Here is a 17,615-nt window from a genome sequence, read left to right as displayed (position 1 = left end):
CCGGCGATAGGGCCCGAACAGGCGAAACAAGGCCACATTGCAAGACTGTAATCCCCGCCTCACCTTGCCGTTAGCTGGCCCTCGCTAGGATGGCCGTATCTGATCGGCTATCACGAGGCAACCACGATGAACCTGACCAAATTCCTGCTGTTGGCCACCCTTGCCCTGGGCAGCGCCAGTGTTCACGCCGAGGGCGGTGCGGAACGTTCGAAACAATTCTGGCAAGCGTTCCGCGAAGACCAGCAGCGCCTGTACGGCGACAAGCAACAGGCCGTCGCAGAGCGTGAGCGCAAGGCACAGGAGAAGGCCCGCGAGTTGGCCAAGGATTGAGGTAACAACACCTGCGCCGCGACAGCTCCTCGGCGCGGGTGCATTCAGGCGCCCAACCGGGCGCCTTTTTCATTTGCGTGCCAGCAGGGTGGCGCGGCGTGGAGCCGGCAGGCCTTCGATGGTCTTGCTGTGGTCGTTCGGGTCAAGGAAGTCGCCCAACGACTGGTAGCGCATCCACTCGGTGCTGCGCTGTTCCTCGACGCTGGTCACGCTCACGTCGACGCATCGCACATCGCTGAAACCGGCGCGGCGCAACCAGCGCTCCAAGGCCGGTACCGACGGCAGGTACCAGACGTTGCGCATCTGTGCATAGCGGTCCTCAGGTACCAGCACCTGGTTTTCGTCACCCTCGATCACCAGGGTTTCCAGCACCAGTTCCCCGCCTTTTACCAGGCAGTCCTTCAGCGCCAGCAGGTGCTCGATGGGCGAGCGGCGGTGATAGAACACCCCCATGGAAAACACCGTGTCGAAACCTTCAAGGTTGGCCGGCAGGTCTTCCAGGGCGAACGGCAGGTGCCAGGCGGGCAGCTCTGGCAGGTATTGCTGGACGGCCTGGAACTGGCAGAAGAACAGCCAGTTGGGATCGACGCCAATCACCATGTCGGCACCGGCACCGAGCATGCGCCACTGGTAGTAGCCGTTGCCGCAGCCCACGTCGAGCACGCGCTTGCCCTTGAGGTCCAGGTGCGGGCCAACCCGCGACCATTTCCAGTCTGAACGCCATTCGGTGTCCACATGCACGCCGAACAGGTCGAAGGGGCCTTTGCGCCAGGGCGACAGTCCCATTAGTGCATGATGCATCTGCGCGCGGGTCGCGTCGTCGCAATCGCAGTCCAGGCGCAGCCCGTTGACCAGGTCGACTTCGCTCGGCTGCAGGGCGGGCAGGGCTTCCAGCGCACCGCGCCAGCGGTCGAGGTCACCGTGGCCCTTCTCCAGCTTTGCTTCCAGTTGCGCTTGCAGGCCTTGCGACCAGGAAGCCAGGGGCGTGCCCGCCAGGCGGCGGACTAGGGGGGACAGATCGATCATGGCAGGGCAATCAACGAGGCGAAGTTAAGGCATTGGAACCAGGGCACCACCTTCGAGAAACCGGCTGCGCGCAGGCGCGCCTGGTGGGCTTCGAGGGTGTCGGGCTTCATCACGTTCTCGATGGCGCTGCGCTTCTGGGCAATTTCCAGTTCGCTGTAGCCATTGGCACGTTTGAAGTCCAGGTGCAGTTCATTGAGCAGGTCCTGCTGTTCCGCATCGGCGAAGCGCAGTTTTTCCGAGAGGATCAGCGCACCACCGGGCAAAAGCGCCTGGCGGATGCGGCCAAGCAGTTCCAGGCGCTGGTCGGGGGCGACGAATTGCAGGGTGAAGTTCATCGCCACCACCGAGGCGGGCTCGAATGGCAGGGCCAGGATGTCGGCTTCCAGCACCTGCACTGGCAGCAGTTCCTGGAACATCGAGTCCTGGGCAGTGAGGTATTGGCGGCAACGCTCGACCATCGCCGCGGAGTTGTCCACGGCAATCACCCGGCAGCCATCACTGCGCACATGGCGGCGCAGCGACTGGGTAACGGCACCCAACGAGGCACCGAGGTCGTACAACGCGGTGTGCGGCTGGGCGAAGCGCGCGGCCAGCACGCCGAGGTTCTCGACGATGGTCGGGTAGCCTGGCACCGAGCGCTTGATCATGTCCGGGAACACGCGCACCACATCCTCGTTGAAGGCGAAGTCGGGCACTTGCTCCAGGGGCTGGGCGAAAAGGCGGTCGGGTTGTTTGCTCACGGGAGGGCTCGATACAGGGTGAAACGGAGACGCATTTTAGCCAAAGGCCGCGATTCTTGCCATGGCGGCGCTCAAGGGGCGGGGCGCCGAGGGGCCTCTGCCCCTAACAAGTGGCCGTTCAGGTTGCCCGGGACGGAGCTGCGGCCTTTAGCGGACGATGATCTTGCAGTCGAAGGTTTGTACGGGCGCAATATCTGCGGCCCACGGCTGCTGGTACACAAGCACCAACTGGCCATCGCCGGTACCGCTGGCCTGGTAGCGCCAGGTGGAGACACCGGCATTGCCGACCAGGTCTTCCTCCTCGGGAGCGCTGTACACCTCCGGGCCAAGGCTGCGCAGTACATTGGCGGCGGGTTTTTCGACGCGCCAGCGATAGCCGGTGGATGGGTTGCTGGGCAGGGTCAGTGTCAGCACCTGGCCAACCTGCAGGCGTGTCGGGCATTCGCTTTCGGCGTCCAGTTCGACGGGTTGCGTAGGCTGTTGAGCGCAGGCGGAAATCAGGGCGAAGCTCAGGGGAACGAGCAGACGAGGGGCGGTCATGTTGGCTCCGGAGGCTGGCGATGGCCTGAGGATAACCGATGATCGAGGAGATTTGTGTTGCCTGTGCCGGCCTCTTCGCGGGCTTGCCCGCTCCAACAGGTATTGCACAGTAATTGAAAACTGTGATTTCCCTGTAGGAGCGGGCAAGCCCGCGAAGGGGCCGGAGCAGCTCAGAACAGGACTTTGGCCACGTCGGCAAAGCGCTTGGCGAAATGCACGGTCAGGCCTTCGCGCAGGTAGTCCGGCAGTTCTTCATAGTCCCCGCGGTTAGGCTCCGGCAAGATCAGCTCGAAGATCTTCTGCCGCCGTGCTGCAATCACCTTCTCGCGCACACCGCCAATCGGCAGTACCTGCCCGGTCAGGGTCAGCTCGCCAGTCATGGCCACCCCTTTCTTCGGCGCCTGGTCACGGGCCAGCGACAGCAGGGCGCTGGCCATGGTGATACCGGCACTTGGGCCGTCCTTGGGCGTGGCGCCTTCGGGCACGTGCAGGTGAATGAACGCTTCGTTGAAGAAACCTGGGTCACCACCAAACTGCTTGAGGTTGGAGCTGACGTAGCTATAGGCGATTTCGGCCGACTCTTTCATCACCTCACCCAGCTTGCCGGTCAGCTTGAAGCCGCGGTTGAGGCTGTGGATGCGGGTGGCTTCGATCGGCAGCGTGGCGCCGCCCATGCTGGTCCAGGCCAGGCCAGTGATCACGCCTTTGCCGGCCAGCACCTGCTCGCTGCGGAACACGGGCATGCCGAGCGCAGCTTCCAGGTCCTTGGTGCCGATCTTCAGCTTGGCTTCGGGGTTGTCCAGCAGCTTGACCACGGCCTTGCGCACCAGCTTGCCCAGTTGTTTCTCCAATTGGCGTACCCCGGCTTCGCGGGCATAGCCTTCGATCACCGCACGCAGGGCGCTGTCGCTGATGCCGAGGCTGGTCTTGGCCACGCCAGCCTTTTCCAGCTGCTTGGGCCACAGGTGGCGCTTGGCGATAGCCAGTTTCTCTTCGGTGATATAGCCGGACAGGCGGATCACTTCCATACGGTCGAGCAATGGCCCGGGGATCGAGTCCAGGGTGTTGGCGGTGCACACGAACAGCACCTTGGACAGGTCCAGGCGCAGGTCGAGGTAGTGGTCGAGGAAGTCGACGTTCTGCTCTGGGTCCAGAGTTTCCAGCAGCGCTGAAGCCGGGTCGCCCTGATAGCTCTGGCCCATCTTGTCGATCTCGTCGAGCATGATCACCGGGTTCATCACTTCGACGTCCTTCAGGGCCTGCACCAGCTTGCCGGGCTGGGCGCCGATGTAGGTGCGGCGATGTCCCTTGATCTCGGCCTCGTCACGCATGCCGCCGACACTGAAGCGGTAGAACGGCCGGCCGAGCGATTCGGCGATGGATTTGCCGATGCTGGTCTTGCCTACCCCAGGCGGGCCCACCAGCAGCACGATCGAGCCGCTGATCTCGCCTTTCCAGGCGCCCACGGCAAGGAACTCGAGAATGCGCTCCTTGATGTCATCGAGGCCGGCGTGGTGCTGGTCGAGGACTTTGCGCGCGTGGTTGAGGTCGAGCTTGTCCTTGCCGTACACACCCCAGGGCAGGGCGGTTGCCCAGTCCAGGTAGTTGCGGGTGACGGCGTATTCGGGCGAGCCGGTTTCGAGGATGGCCAGCTTGCCCATCTCTTCGTCGATGCGCTTGCGCGCCTGGTCCGGCAGGGTCTTGCCCTCGAGGCGCTGCTCGAACTGCTCCAGGTCGGCGCTGCGGTCGTCCTTGGTCAGGCCCAGCTCCTGCTGGATGACCTTGAGCTGTTCCTTGAGGAAGAACTCGCGCTGGTGCTCGCCGATCTGCCGGTTGACTTCGGCCGAGATCTCGTTCTGCAGGCGCGCGACCTCGACCTCTTTGCGCAGCATCGGCAGGACCTTTTCCATGCGTTTGAGCATGGGGACGCAGTCGAGCACTTCCTGCAACTGGTTGCCGGTGGCCGAAGTGAGGGCGGCGGCGAAGTCGGTGAGCGGCGACGGGTCGTTGGGGCTGAAGCGGTTGAGGTAGTTCTTCAGCTCTTCGCTGTACAGCGGGTTGAGTGGCAGCAGTTCCTTGATCGCGTTGATCAGCGCCATGCCGTAGGCCTTGACCTCGTCGGTCGGCTCGGCGTGCTGGCGCGGGTATTCGACCTCTACAAGATACGGCGGGCGGTGGTGCTTGAGCCAGGTACGGATGCGTACCCGGGTCAGGCCCTGGGCGACGAACTGCAGCTTGCCGTTTTCGCGGCTGGCGTGGTGCACCTTTACCAGCGTGCCGTACTGCGGCAGCGCCGAGGTATCGAAGTGGCGGTGGTCTTCTGGCGGGGTATCCATGAAGAACAGGGCCAGGCTGTGGTCTGGCGACTTGGCTACCAGGTCCAGGGTTTCTGCCCAAGGGTCTTCATTGACTATGACCGGCAGCACCTGGGCCGGGAAGAACGGACGGTTGTGGATCGGGATCACGTAGACCTTGTCCGGCAGCTGCTGGCCGGGCAGGGCGAGGGCGTGGCCGGTTTCGGCTTGGGGTGTGGTGTGTTCGACTTCGCTGTGTTCGTCGGGATGTTCCGGGAAATCCTGCTGGTCGCTCATGGGGCACCTGCGTGAATGACTATGGTGCTTAGATGGGGCGCGGGGGGATGGGTTTCAATGGTAGATGATGGCAGGAGGGAGGGGATCGTTGGTGGCCTGTTCTGGCCCTATCGCCGGCAAGCCAGCTCCCACAGGTGGCCCACTGCTTTCAAGGCTAATGGAGTACCTGTGGGAGCTGGCTTGCCGGCGATGAGGCCACTACAACGAGTGAGCCCCGCTGGCGGGGCTCGGCAACTTTACTCAGCCAGTTTGTAGGCGATGATGTAGTCGCCCATCCTGGTGCCCAACGAGCCATGCCCGCCGGCAGTCACCAGCACGTACTGCTTGCCATCCTTGCCGGTGTAGGTCATCGGCGTGGCCTGGCCACCCGCGGGCAGGCGGGCTTTCCACAGTTCCTTGCCGTTGTTCACGTCATAGGCGCGCAGGTACTGGTCCAGGGTGCCGCTGAGGAAACCGACGCCACCAGCGGTGACGATCGAGCCGCCCATGCTCGGCACGCCAACCGGCAGGCCGATCGGTACCGGGGTGCTGTCGCGGGTGGTGCCGTTCTTGTGCTTCCACACCACCTTGTTGGTGAACAGGTCGATGGCGGCGACATAGCCCCAGGCCGGGGCCTGGCACGGTACGCCCAGGGGCGACATGAACGGGTGCATGGTCACTGCGTACGGTGCGCCGGTGTTCGGCTGCACGCCGCTGGTCTCGCTTTCGCGCTTGCTGCCCTCGGCCACCTGCTCACGCGGGATCATCTTCGACACGAAGGCCATGTAGTTGGGCGAGGTGAACAGCAGTTGGCGCACCGGGTCGACCGACACGCTACCCCAGTTGAACACACCGACGTTGCCCGGGTAGACCAGCGAGCCTTGCTCGGACGGTGGAGTGTATTGGCCTTCGTAACGCAGTTCGCGGAACTGGATGCGGCACAGCATCTGGTCGAACGGCGTGGCGCCCCACATGGCCTGTTCGGTCAGCTCAGGGCCGAGCAGGTTGAGGTCGGAGCGGGCCTGGGTCGGCGAGGTGTGGTCACCCTTCACCGCACCTTGAGGGGTGGGGATCTCGCGGATCGGCACGATCGGCGTACCGTCGCGGCGGTCGAGCACGTACAGGCTGCCTTGCTTGGTCGGCACGATGATTGCCGGCTTCACGCCATCGTCGGTCTTCAGGTGGACCAGGGTCGGCTGGCTGCCGACGTCCATGTCCCACAGGTCGTGGTGGGTGAACTGGTAGTTCCAGCGAGCCTTGCCGGTGGCCAGGTCGAGTGCGACCACGCCGGCGCTGTACTTCTCGGCGCCCGGGGTGCGGTCGGCGCCCCACTGGTCCGGGGTCTGGTTGCCCAGTGGCAGGTAGATCATGCCGAGGTCTTCATCGACGCTGGCGATCGACCACATGTTGGCCGAGTTGCGGCTGTACATCTTGCCGGGGGCCAGTGGCTGGGTGTCGTCCGGGTTGTTGCTGTCCCAGTTCCACACCAGGTGACCATCGTGTACATCGTAAGCGCGGATCACGCCGGATGGCTCGTTGGTCGATTCGTTGTCGGTGACGTGGCCACCGATGATCACCAGGTCACGGGTGATTGCGGCTGGCGAGGTGGAGTAGTAGCCGCCAGCGGTGAACGGGCCGATGCCGGTGGTGAGGTCGATCACGCCCTGGTTGGCGAAGCCTTCGCAGACCTTGCCGTTGTCGGCATTGATGGCGATCAGGCGGGCGTCCGCAGTCGGCAGGTAGAGGCGGCGAGGGCAGGCCTGGGCCACCGCTTGGCCGGCGTCGGTAATTTTCGGTGCCGGGCTGCCGTCGCGGCTGACGTAACGGTTTTCGTCATAGTACGAAACGCCACGGCAGGTCATGTGGGCAAAGCCTTTGAAGGTGCCGACGGGGCTCTTGACCTGTGGATCAAAGCGCCAGATTTCCGCGCCGGTGTCCGGGTCCAGGGCCAGCAAGCGGCTATGCGCGGTGCAGGCATAGAGCATGCCGTTGACCTTCAGTGGGGTGTTCTGGTTGGTCAGCTCCACAGGGTCGTTTTCGGTCGGCAGGTCACCGGTGCGGATGCGCCAGGCCTCTTCGAGGCGGTAGGCGTTCTGCGGGGTGATCTGGCGCAGTGGCGAATAGCGGTCGCCATGCTCGGTGCGGCCGTAGGCCTGCCATTCACCGTCGGGCATGGCCGGGGCGGCGCTGGCCATTTCGCTGCTGTCGCGGCCCAGTTCGCCAAACACTTCACCGGGGTGGGTGAACTGGCTGCCCAGGGCACAAGCGCCAGATGCTACCACTGCAACGCCGAGCAGCGCAGTGTTGGCCTTGCTGGCCGGGCCGACCAGCGGACGACGCGCCCAAGGCAGCAGCAGGACCACGCCGATGGCAAACCAGATGGCCAGGCGTGGCACCAGTTGCCACCAGTCCAGGCCCACTTCGAACAGGGCCCATGCGGTGCTGCCCAGCAGTACCAGGCCGTACAGGCCCAGGGCGATGCGGCGTTGGGCCAGCAGCAGGATACCAGACAGGGCAAAGCCGATTCCGGCGATCAGGTAGTACAGCGATCCGCCCAGCTGGCTCAGCTTGATGCCGCCAGCCAGCAGGGCCAGGCCCATCAGCAACAGCAGCGCGCCGATCAGGCGCGGTAGCCAGCGGCTTCCATTGTTGGCACCTTCAGTGCTCATCGTAGGTTCTCCGTCAGGTCAAGAAAGGGGTTAGAAACTGCTCTGGATCTTCAGGCCGCCGATCAGGGCGCCATCGACTTGCGACACCCCGCCTGGGTGGCGGATGTACTGCAGGTTGGGGCGTACCGTGAGCCAGTCGGCCAAGTGGATGCCGTAATACAGCTCGGCGCTGTACTCGGTGTCCTGTACCGGCAGGAAACCGGGGTTGTCATAGTCGTCGATGCCGGCGGCCTGGTTGACCAGACGCGCGTTCTTGCGATAGGCAGGGTTGACGTGCACGCGGGCGAGGGCGAAACCGATGTCGTCCTTGGCGCGGGCGTCGAATGGCCCTTTGTATACCAGTCCTGCCTGAACATAGTTGTCGATGGCATTGGTCTTCTTGTCGTGCACCGTGGCGTTGGCGAACAGGCTCAGGCCACGCGACTGGTCGGACGCCAGCGAAGTCACCTGCTGCTGGGCGCCGAGCCACAAGCCGTGCTTGCTCGAACTGCTGCGGTAGGCGGCGCCGCTGAGGGCTGCCGGCTGGCCATTGCTGTCCTTGAGAACATCCTGTGCCTTGGCATTACTGTAGTAGTAGCCGGCGCGATATTCCCCTTTCAGGCCATTGACCTGTGGGCTCCATACCAGTTCGATCGGCATTACCGCGCCTTGGGTGCCGCTGCCGCTGAGCTTGAAGCCGTTGCCCGACTCCAGGTTGGAGGGGTTCTGCTCGTACACGCCGACCTGGGCGTAGAGCGCATCGCTGAGGTTGTAGCGGACGCGCAGGGCCCACTGGCTGACCGGCCAGTTGTACCAGATGCCACCTACCCAGTTGCCTACCTGCGAGCCGCAGAAGGCCAGGTTCTGGAAGTCGCAGGGGAAGCTGTTGAAGTCTTCGCCTTCGCCGAAACGGCCGAATTTCACATCCAGTGCGCCATCGAAGTACTTCTGCTTGATCCACATCTGCGTCAGCCGCCAGGTTTCGCCACGGCCCCAGACCTCCTGGGCCGAGGTGAAGCCGCCGACACGCGGGTCGTTGATACGGTCGTTGCTGATGTTGTCGCCGTGGCGCTCGGTAATGGTCAGCTGGAATTCGGTGTCGTTCCAGCCGAGGATCTTCTCCAGGTCCAGGTGGCTGCCGAAGGTGAACTGGTCGCTGTAGCGCGCGGTGCGGTCGTGGTCGTAGCCACCATGCAGGTTGCTGCCCATCTCGCCGGTGTAGCCGAGGGTGAAGTCGTAGCCTTTTTCCAGCAGTTCGCTGCGGGTGCCACCCCAGTCGCCGAGCATCCATGGCGAATCGCTGGCGAACATCTCGCTGGCGCTGCTGGGAGCCGCCAGGGCGCTGAGGGCTAGGCCGATGTAACAGGTTTTGGGCAGTTGGAGCATGAGATAGCGCTATCTTCTGATTGTTGAATAAACGGCAAGCGCATCGAAGGGCGGGCCCTTCAATGGAAATGGCGACAAGATGGTTTCAATGAAGCGATTCAGCTTGCGGCGGGGAGGATATAGGGGAAGTTGTAAGAAAAAAAGACAAATTGTCGCAGTGGATTGTTGTTCGACAGGTAATAATTGGCTGCAGAGGCGGCTGCTTTGCAGCCCAATCGCCGGCAAGCCAGCTCCCACAGGATGGCGTTGCACTTGAGGCAGAAGCAATACCGGTGGGGCTTGCCGGCGAAAGGGGCGCGAAGCGCCCCCACGATTTCAGAAGGTGGTACGCAGACCCACTTCCACACTACGCCCCGGCGCCGGGGCGATGTCGCGCAGGATCGAGCTGGCATAGCGCACGGTCTGGTCCGTCAGGTTTTCGCCGCGCACAAACGCCAGCCACTGGCTCTGGCCAACTTCGAAGCGGTAACCAACGCTGGCCCCTAGCGTGGTATAGCCATCAGTGCTGGTTTCGTTGGCCGGTTTGCGATGCTGAGACGCAGCGTGTTGCACGTCGACCCGCGCCTGCCAGCGGTCCAGCTCCCAGACCAGACCGCTGTTCAGGCGCAGCGGGGCGATGCGGGGCAGCGGCTCGCCACTGTCCAGGTTCTTGGCCCGGGTGTAGTCACCAGACACTTCCAACGAGAAGCTGCCGTAACGGTTCTCGGCCAGCTGCCAGCGATCCTGGGCCTCGATGCCATAGAATCGCGCCCGCACGCCCTGATACTGGTACTCCGGGAAACCGCCGTGGTCATGATCGTGATCATGGTCGTGGTCATCCTCATCATGATCGTGGTCATGCCCCTCGCGGATGTTGCCGGTGCTGATCAGGCCGATGTAGTTGCGGAAGTGGCTGTAGAACACCCCGACACTGCCCTTGTGGGTGCCGTTGTCGAAACGCAGGGCCAGGTCGGCGGAAACGGCTTTTTCCTTGTTCAGGCTGGCATCGCCGACTTCAAAGGCTCCGGTGGCCACGTGGGCACCATTGGCATACAGCTCGTAGAAGGTCGGGGCGCGCTCGGTGTAGCCGAGGTTGGCGGCCAGCGACCAGACTGGGTCGAGCTGGTACACCGCCCCGGAAGACAGGCTGAAGGTGTTGAAACTGCTGGCGCTGTCGGCGTCGGCGAAGTTCTCGTTGCCTTTGGCATCCGGATCGACCCGGGTGTGCTCCATGCGTGCACCCAGGCTCAGGTTGAGGCGCTCGGTGGCTTGCCACTGCTCCAGCATGAACAGCGCCAGGCTGTCGGTGTCGGTGTGCGGGACGAAGGCTTCCTCGCCCAACGCGGAGAATTCGTTGCGGCTGACCTGGGCGCCAATCACGCCTTCTACCGGCCCGAGCGGTTGGTGGCGAGCTTCGATACGTGCTTCATAGCCCTTGTTCCTGAAGGTGGTGTGGACCTCGCCTTCTTCGATTTCACGATGCTCGTAGTCGGTGTAGCCGGCATCGACCTTGATCGAAGTGAAGGGGCCGTCCAGGTCACGCAGCTCGGAGGCGAAGGCGTAATGGTCCTGCTTCATGTCCAGGCGCACACCTGGCTCGGCCACCGAGCCATAGTTACTGTCGTAGCGGCTGTACGACAGGCCGGCGTAACCGTGGTCCCAATGGTAGGCGCCACCCAGGGCGCCACCGTCCTGGCGGCCGTCGCTGTTTTCCAGGCGGTGCTTGCTGCCGGGTTCGTCGGCATCGCGCACCTTGGAACTGCGCGCGTAAGCGGGGATGCGCAGGTCGTTGAACTGGCGGCTGTTGGCATCCAGGTGCAGGGCGAAGGCACCGTTGCCGGCCTCCAGCTTGCCAGCGCTGCTGCGGGTGGTATCGGCGCCGCCGTAGCGCAGTTCACCGGCACCGTGGATGCCCTCGATGGGGGCATCCGGGATGCGGTTGTCGAAGGTATTGACCACGCCGCCGATGGCGTTGCCGCCGTAGAGCAGGGCGGCCGGGCCACGGACGATCTCGACACGGTCGACGGTCACCGGGTCCAGCGGCACGGCGTGGTCGTAGGACAGTGATGAAGCGTCGAGGGCGCCGACGCCATTGCGCAGGATGCGAATGCGGTCGCCATCCAGGCCACGAATTACCGGGCGACTGGCGCCAGGGCCGAACCAGGTGGAGGCGACTCCGGGCTGCTTGTTCAGGGTTTCACCGAGGCTGCCGTGCTGCTGTTGCAGCAGGTCGTCGCCTTCGAGCACGGTGCTGGGGGCGGCCAGCTGGCTGTTACCCAAAGGGTTGGCGGTGATGACCTGGGGCTCGAGCTCCACCGCTTGGCTGGGTGGTGCGGCAAGCCAGAGCGCGACGGCGAGGGGAGAGAGGCGAAGCGGTGTGTACAGCATGGGGATGGGGCGTTCCTTGGCAGATGCTTTTGTATTGTTACAATATAACATCTCTATTTCAGCACAGAGGTTTTGCGCCTGGCCAGCGGTTTTTCTGTTGACTCACCTGATCCCACCCACCACTACACTCGTGTAAGGTGCGCATCTTTCCTACGGAGCACTGGCATGAGCACGGCCCAACACAACGCGCTGCACGGCAAGACCCTCGAACAGATCCTCACCGAGCTGGTGGCGCACTACCAATGGCAGGGCCTGGCCGAGCGCATCGATGTGCGCTGCTTCAAAAGCAACCCGACCATCAAGTCGAGCCTGACCTTCCTGCGCAAGACGCCGTGGGCACGGGAAAAGGTCGAGCAGCTGTACGTGAAGCTGCAGCGCCAGGCCTGACATGCCGCGTCGCCCCTGGCTGACCGGCATGGCCGTGCTGGGCTGGTTCGGCCTGACCGTGCAGGTGTATCTGGTGCTGCTGGCGCGTTGGCAGGAGCAGGCCAGCCTGGTGGGTGGTCTGATCAATGTGTTCGGGTATTTCACCGTGTTGACCAACACCCTGGTGGCAACGGTGCTCAGTTATGCGGCGTTTGGCCGGGAAGGCCGTGCCAAACGCTTTTTCCTGTCGCCTTCGGTGAGTTCCGCAGTGGCTGCCAGCATCGTGCTGGTGGCATTGGCCTACAGCGTGCTTTTGCGTCACTTGTGGCAACCGCAGGGCTGGCAATGGCTGGCGGACGAGTTGCTGCACGATGTGATGCCCGTGCTATATGCCTTGTACTGGTGGTGCGAGGTGCCCAAAGGTAGGTTGCGGCTATGGCATCTGCTGGTCTGGGCGGTTTATCCGGCGACGTATTTTGCCTACGCGCTGTGGCGTGGGAGCGAGATTGGCGTGTATGCCTACCCGTTCATCGACGTGGCGAGCCTGGGGTATGGGCAGGTAGTGCTCAATGCCCTGGGGGTGTTGGCGGGGTTCTGGGGGATTGGGCTGGTGTTGCTGGGGCTGGATCGGTGGCGGGGGCTGCACAGATTGGCTTGACCTGCACTGGCCCTATCGCCGGCAAGCCAGCTCTCATAGAACAACACATGACTCATTGGTTCGGCGAGGTTCTGTAGGAGCAGCCTTGTGCTGCGAAAAGGCCGGTGCTGACAAAGCCTGTCTATTGGCTGTACCGGCCTTTTCGCAGCACAAGGCTGCTCCTACAAAGGATGCGTCAGACGTGCGATATTGGTTCTCTGCACGACAGCGCAGCCCTTGAGCGCTGCGGGGGACCTGTGGGAGCCGGCTTGCCGGCGATAGGGCCCATGCAGGCAATAAACAATCATTCGTCGTCCGCAGTCCCGTCGGCACGCCAGTAGGCCACAGCCTTGAGCGCATCCTCAGGCAAGCCTTTCTCCAGCAACAGTGCTTTGGCCTGCCGGCTCAGGGCTTTTTCCAGTGCCACCCAGCCGTACAACCGGCCCTGCGGCAAGGTCAGGTTCTTCACCAGTGCCAGCAAGTCCTCCTGTTGGCGACGTACCCAGATCACCTCCACCTGTGCCTTGCTAGGCAGTGGCTGGCGTTCCTGCTCGTCTTCGATCTGGATAACCGCCAGCACCTGACGGCCCGCAGGCAACTCCTCCAGGCGGCGGCCAATGGCCGGGATGGCAGTTTCGTCACCGATCAGCAGGTAGCTGTCGAAGATGTCCGGCACCACCATCGAAGCCCGCGGCCCGGCGATGTTCAGGGTTTGCCCGGGTGCCGCCTGGGCGGCCCAGGTGGATGCAGGGCCATCGCCGTGCAGCACGAAGTCGATATCCAGTTCATTGGCCACCAGGTCGATGCGCCGTGGCGTGTATTCGCGCATGGTAGGCCGTGCGCCACCTTCTCGGCCCAGGTTGCGAGCCTCGATGGCTTGCTGTTGCTCCGGCGTTTCGGCGAACAACAGCTTGATATGGTCATCGCTGCCCACGCTGGTGAAACCTTGCAGCTCGGCACCCCCGAGAGTGATGCGGCGCATGCGCGGGGTCAGTTCGGTGACCCGCAGCACCTGCAGGTGGCGTTGGCGGATTTCGTGGTTGACGCGGTGAATGGTGTCACTCATGGGGTGTCTCCCTGGCAGGTTCAGCCGGCGAGGAGGCGATGGCCTTGGCGGCGTGGTTGAGCAGGTCGCGGACCCGCTCGATTTCTTCCGGAGTCCAGCGGCCACTGTGCATGTGCAGTGCGTGGCGCAGGTTGCCGACCGCTTCATGAATCTCTGGTGGGCGGTCGTGGCCGCGCAGGGCGCGCTTGCTGACTTCGATGCGCATGCGCACGCCGTCCAGCGCGACGGCCTGTTCGGCCAGGGCGGTGCGGCCGGCTTCGGTGATGGCATAGAGGCGTTTGCTGCCCTGCACCTGGCCGCTGATCAGCTCGGCCTCCTCGAGGAAGTTGAGGGTGGGGTAGATCACCCCGGGGCTTGGGCTGTAGCTACCGTCGAACAGGTTTTCGATTTGGCGGATCAGGTCGTAGCCGTGGCCTGGCTGCTCGGCGAGCAGGGCCAGCATCAGCAGCTTGAGGTCGCCGGGAGCGAAGACGCGCGGGCCGCGTTCGCCACGACCTGGGCGCCGCTCGAAGGGGTCATGGGGGGTATGTTCGCGCATGGGGGCAGGGCTCCGTCGTTTGCGATATATCGTAAGATATTACTCAAGATATATCTAAAGACAAGCCCTCAATTGCAGATGATTATCATCTATTCGTTCGATGTATCCCCTTGCGGTGTGGCTGTATGCACGGCAACCTGCGGCGGCTTGCACTCGTTCGGATTACCCGGTTGCAGGTAAGGCATGAGAATCGGAGCCATGCCCTTGAGCACCTGCACCGGCAGCGCCGAGGTGAACTTGAAGGCCTCTGCCGAGCGCCCCGGCACGAATGCGGTCAAGGTGCCGAAATGGTTGTCGCCCAGGAAGAACACGAAGGTGGCGGTTCGGTTCAGCGAGCGCGAGCCGATCAGTCGGCCGCCAGCACCAAAGCTTTCGATGCGGTTGTCACCGGTACCGGTCTTGCCGCCCATCACCAGTGGCGTGCCGTCCTGCAGCTTGAAACTGCCGGAAATACGCCGCGCGGTGCCCGCATCCACCACCTGCGACATGGCGCCTTTGAGGGCGCGCGCCACTTCGACCGGCAGAATCCGCACACCCCGGTCCGGGTCGGTGACCAGCTTGGTCTCGTAAGGCGTATTGGCTGCGAAGTGCAGGGTGTCGATCCGCAAGGTCGGCAGGCGCACACCGTCGTTCTGAATGATGCCGACCAGCTCGGAGAGGGCGGCGGGGCGGTCGCCCGAGCTGCCGATGGCGGTGGCCAGCGAGGGTACCAGGTGGTCGAACGGATAGCCCACGCGCTTCCAGCGCTGATGAATGTCGAGGAACGCTTCGATCTCCACCATGGTGCGAATGCGGCTGTCACGGGCGCCCTGATGACGGCTCTTGAACAGCCAACCGTATACCTCCTGGCGCTCGAAGCGGCTGGCATTGACCATTTCGGTCAAGGTCGAACCGGGGTTCTTCAGCAGGTAACCCAACAGCCACAAGTCCAGCGGGTGGACCTTGGCGATATAGCCCTGGTCGGGCAGGTCGTACTTGCCCGGGCCATAGGCGTCGTACATCTCCGACAGGCGGCCATCGGTCAGTTTGCCCAGGACGATCTTGTCACCCTTGAGGTGGGCGCGGACGAAGGCGTTGAAGGTTTCCTGGCCAGCCTCGGGGAACAGGTAGCGGTGCACGGCCGCCAACCGTTGCGGGGTCACGCGCATGCTGTCGAGGAAGGTGTCCAGGCGCTGCTGCGAGGTCTTGCGCTGGTATTTCTTCCAGAAGCGCATCAGGTAGTTGGTGCCTTCCTTGTCGGCGAAACGGGCCAGGTATTCCTGGCGGCGCGGGTCGGAGTCGTCCTTGAGCAGCGGCACGCGGTTGTACGGTTGCTGGTAGGTCACGTAGCGCACCAGGTCGCGCATCAGGCGGATGAACGGCAGGTTGATCGACTCGCGCAATGCATCCTTGAGGGTTGGGTTGCGGCTGTTGTCTTCCTTGCGGAAGTTGTTGAACACATGCATGCCGCCGCCGGTGAAGAAGGCTTCGCCAGTGTTGGCCGAATACTTGCGTTCCAGTGCGGCATCGAGCATGGCGTCCAGGCTCTGGTTCTTGCTGTTCTGCGCCAGCCATTCCAGCGACCACTGGCTGATGCGGTCTAGCTCGGCGACTTCGACTTTCTTCAACTCGGCGGCTGGCTTGCCGGCGTATTTGTCGTGCAGTTCGGCGATGATCTCCAGGTAGGTGGTGAGCACCCGCAACTTGGCGGTTGAACCCAGCTCCAGCTTGCTGCCTTCGTTGATGTCGAATGGCTGGTCGGTGCTGTCGGTCTGCACCCGCACCCGCGAGCCGTCGGCGGTGCGCTCGAACAAGGTGAAGCTGTAGCTCACCTGATCGGTGGTCTTGGCGGTGAGCAGGCGTTCGCCGATCAAGCCGATCTGCGCCGCGAATTCAGGATCGGCAAGGTTTTTCAGGTACTGGCTGACCTGCAGTTGCAGGTCGGACTGCAGGGTGCTGGTGGCCGACAGATCCAGCCGGTCGAGATCGTACAGCGGGCGGTTGAGCATGGCCGCCAGGCGGTTGCGTGCCAGGCTGATGCCCTTGTTGGTGACGATCGGCACGATGGTCGGTTGCGCCACCCAGTCGCGGTATACCGCCTTGCTGGCCAGTGCAGCGTCGGCCAGTGGCTGCTCGATGACTTTGTTGGCGGCCAGCACGCGGATGTGCGCGTCGGTCAGTTCGGCCAGTTCGAGCCGCCCCTTGGACAGGTAGTGCGACGGCCGGCGCTGGGCAATCATCAGCGACAGCACCTGGCGCAGGGCCAGGCCGCGTGCGGCCATGCTCTCAGGGTCGCTGGCGGTGGAACTCAGGGCCTGGTTGACCTGGTCGAAATCGGCGCCGTACCACACCCGCAGGCCTTCGGCCATGCCATGCACTTCGCCATGCCCAGGTACTGCCGACAGCGGCACGCTGTTGAGGTAGTCCCGCACGATGCGCTGGCGCGCCTCGGTTGTATCAGGGCCGCCCTGATAGGCACGCACGCTGGCGGAAATCATCTGGCGGATCTTCTCGGCGCCGGAAACGGTCAGGCCGTCCGGTGAGTGGCGGTACTTTTCCAGCTGCGTGGCCAGGGTGCTACCGCCAGCGGACTGGCCGGGCAGGGCCAGGTACTTGGCCACCTGGCTGTAGGCGGCCTTGGCGAAGCGCGGCCAGTCCACGGCCGGGTTGTTGCGCGGGTCCTTGGTGTCGAGCAGGTCGCGGTTCTCGATGAACAGCAGGCTGTTGACGATCACCGGCGGGATCGCCGCAAAGTCCGGGTACAAGTGTTGCGGGTAGTTGTACTGGTACAGCATGTCGCCACGGCAGTCGGTGATCGACAGGCCAGCCTGGATTTTCTCGATATAGGGGGCGAACAGCCCATGATCGACGTAGTTCATCAGCGCCGGCGAGAACTTCACCTGCTCGCTGATCAGGTAGTCGCGCTTGAGAAGCCGTGGCAGGAATTCGCCCAGGGCACTGTAGCCCAGGCGTTTGTCGAACGGCCCTTCGCCGGGGTAGACGATGGCATCGCTGGGGCCTGGTTGCAGCGAATAGGTGAGGGTGCTCGCCAGCTTGCTGAATTCCCGCGACTGCAGGTTGGAGGTGCGGAATTCGTCATATGCAGCGAAGCCGATGGCCACCAGCGCCACCAGCAGGATGAGGATGATCAGCCGCCACCATAGCCGACGCTGACGGGGGGACTTTGGTTGTGGCGTCTCGGCCGGAGGTATCTCGGGTGCTTCCGTTCTGCTTGGTTCCGATTGCCACAGTGCGCCCATAGTCTTCTATCCGGCCAGGTATTTTCGTCTTGCTTGTCTGAAGCTTAGACGTTGAGCGGGTCAGGTGAAAAATTTGTAAGAGACGGAGAAGAGTGGCGTAGGGCTATGCGGCTTTGGTGTGGGTTTCTTCATACGGCGATGTTGCTATGGTGGCCGGGCGAT

General features: G+C 63.4%; 13 protein-coding genes. 3 read left to right on the top strand and 10 right to left on the bottom strand.

What is annotated here, in order from left to right:
* The first annotated feature begins 126 nt into the window (after positions 1 to 126).
* Positions 127 to 330: a hypothetical protein gene (locus tag GYA95_RS17810; RefSeq protein WP_015271591.1), complete on the top strand. Its 204-nt coding sequence runs from the start codon at positions 127 to 129 to the stop codon at positions 328 to 330.
* 69 nt (positions 331 to 399) lie between these two features.
* On the opposite strand, the gene cmoB is transcribed toward GYA95_RS17810, so the two are convergent.
* From cmoB to GYA95_RS17775, 7 genes are all read right to left on the bottom strand, one after another.
* The gene (gene cmoB, locus GYA95_RS17805; protein ID WP_015271590.1) at positions 400 to 1,356 is read right to left on the bottom strand and encodes a tRNA 5-methoxyuridine(34)/uridine 5-oxyacetic acid(34) synthase CmoB; all 957 of its coding nucleotides are present in this window, start codon (positions 1,354 to 1,356) and stop codon (positions 400 to 402) included.
* Complete coding sequence (cmoA, locus tag GYA95_RS17800; RefSeq protein WP_015271589.1) at positions 1,353 to 2,096, bottom strand: carboxy-S-adenosyl-L-methionine synthase CmoA; 744 nt, start codon at positions 2,094 to 2,096, stop codon at positions 1,353 to 1,355. Before cmoA ends, cmoB begins: the two co-directional genes overlap by 4 nt.
* Positions 2,097 to 2,243: 147 nt before the next feature.
* The gene (locus tag GYA95_RS17795) at positions 2,244 to 2,636 is read right to left on the bottom strand and encodes a protease inhibitor I42 family protein (RefSeq protein WP_015271588.1); all 393 of its coding nucleotides are present in this window, start codon (positions 2,634 to 2,636) and stop codon (positions 2,244 to 2,246) included.
* A 170-nt stretch (positions 2,637 to 2,806) separates the two neighbouring features.
* On the bottom strand, positions 2,807 to 5,227 hold the full coding sequence (gene lon / locus GYA95_RS17790) for an endopeptidase La (RefSeq protein ID WP_054573742.1): 2,421 nt from the start codon (positions 5,225 to 5,227) through the stop codon (positions 2,807 to 2,809).
* Positions 5,228 to 5,463: 236 nt separating this feature from the next.
* A complete protein-coding gene (locus GYA95_RS17785; RefSeq protein ID WP_013973985.1) occupies positions 5,464 to 7,875 on the bottom strand; it encodes a glucose/quinate/shikimate family membrane-bound PQQ-dependent dehydrogenase in 2,412 nt (803 codons plus the stop codon).
* A 30-nt stretch (positions 7,876 to 7,905) separates the two neighbouring features.
* The gene (locus GYA95_RS17780; protein ID WP_013973984.1) at positions 7,906 to 9,240 is read right to left on the bottom strand and encodes a carbohydrate porin; all 1,335 of its coding nucleotides are present in this window, start codon (positions 9,238 to 9,240) and stop codon (positions 7,906 to 7,908) included.
* A 315-nt stretch (positions 9,241 to 9,555) separates the two neighbouring features.
* Complete coding sequence (locus tag GYA95_RS17775) at positions 9,556 to 11,607, bottom strand: TonB-dependent receptor (protein ID WP_015271586.1); 2,052 nt, start codon at positions 11,605 to 11,607, stop codon at positions 9,556 to 9,558.
* Between the two features lie 165 nt (positions 11,608 to 11,772).
* Here GYA95_RS17775 and GYA95_RS17770 point away from each other — a divergent pair, with 165 nt between their 5' ends.
* The gene (locus tag GYA95_RS17770; protein WP_003252112.1) at positions 11,773 to 11,994 is read left to right on the top strand and encodes a VF530 family protein; all 222 of its coding nucleotides are present in this window, start codon (positions 11,773 to 11,775) and stop codon (positions 11,992 to 11,994) included.
* A gap of 1 nt (position 11,995) precedes the next feature.
* Positions 11,996 to 12,631, top strand: a complete 636-nt coding sequence (locus GYA95_RS17765; RefSeq protein WP_015271585.1) for a Pr6Pr family membrane protein — start codon at positions 11,996 to 11,998, stop codon at positions 12,629 to 12,631.
* 283 nt (positions 12,632 to 12,914) lie between these two features.
* On the opposite strand, the gene GYA95_RS17760 is transcribed toward GYA95_RS17765, so the two are convergent.
* The 3 genes from GYA95_RS17760 to GYA95_RS17750 form a co-directional block, all read right to left on the bottom strand.
* Positions 12,915 to 13,676, bottom strand: coding sequence for a siderophore-interacting protein (locus tag GYA95_RS17760; protein WP_015271584.1), 762 nt, complete (start codon positions 13,674 to 13,676; stop codon positions 12,915 to 12,917).
* The gene (locus GYA95_RS17755; protein ID WP_015271583.1) at positions 13,669 to 14,214 is read right to left on the bottom strand and encodes a PadR family transcriptional regulator; all 546 of its coding nucleotides are present in this window, start codon (positions 14,212 to 14,214) and stop codon (positions 13,669 to 13,671) included. The genes GYA95_RS17760 and GYA95_RS17755 overlap by 8 nt, the downstream gene beginning before the upstream one ends.
* An 89-nt stretch (positions 14,215 to 14,303) precedes the next feature.
* Positions 14,304 to 17,453 carry a transglycosylase domain-containing protein gene (locus GYA95_RS17750; protein ID WP_024087671.1) on the bottom strand — a complete coding sequence of 1,050 codons (3,150 nt, stop codon included), beginning with the start codon at positions 17,451 to 17,453 and terminating at the stop codon, positions 14,304 to 14,306.
* Between the last annotated feature and the right edge of the window lie 162 nt (positions 17,454 to 17,615).

The sequence above is a fragment of the Pseudomonas asiatica genome (assembly GCF_009932335.1).
Classification (GTDB): Bacteria; Pseudomonadota; Gammaproteobacteria; order Pseudomonadales; family Pseudomonadaceae; genus Aquipseudomonas; species Aquipseudomonas asiatica.
The sequence above is the reverse complement of the archived record's forward strand: the minus strand, read 5'-3'. Positions and strand labels throughout refer to the sequence as shown.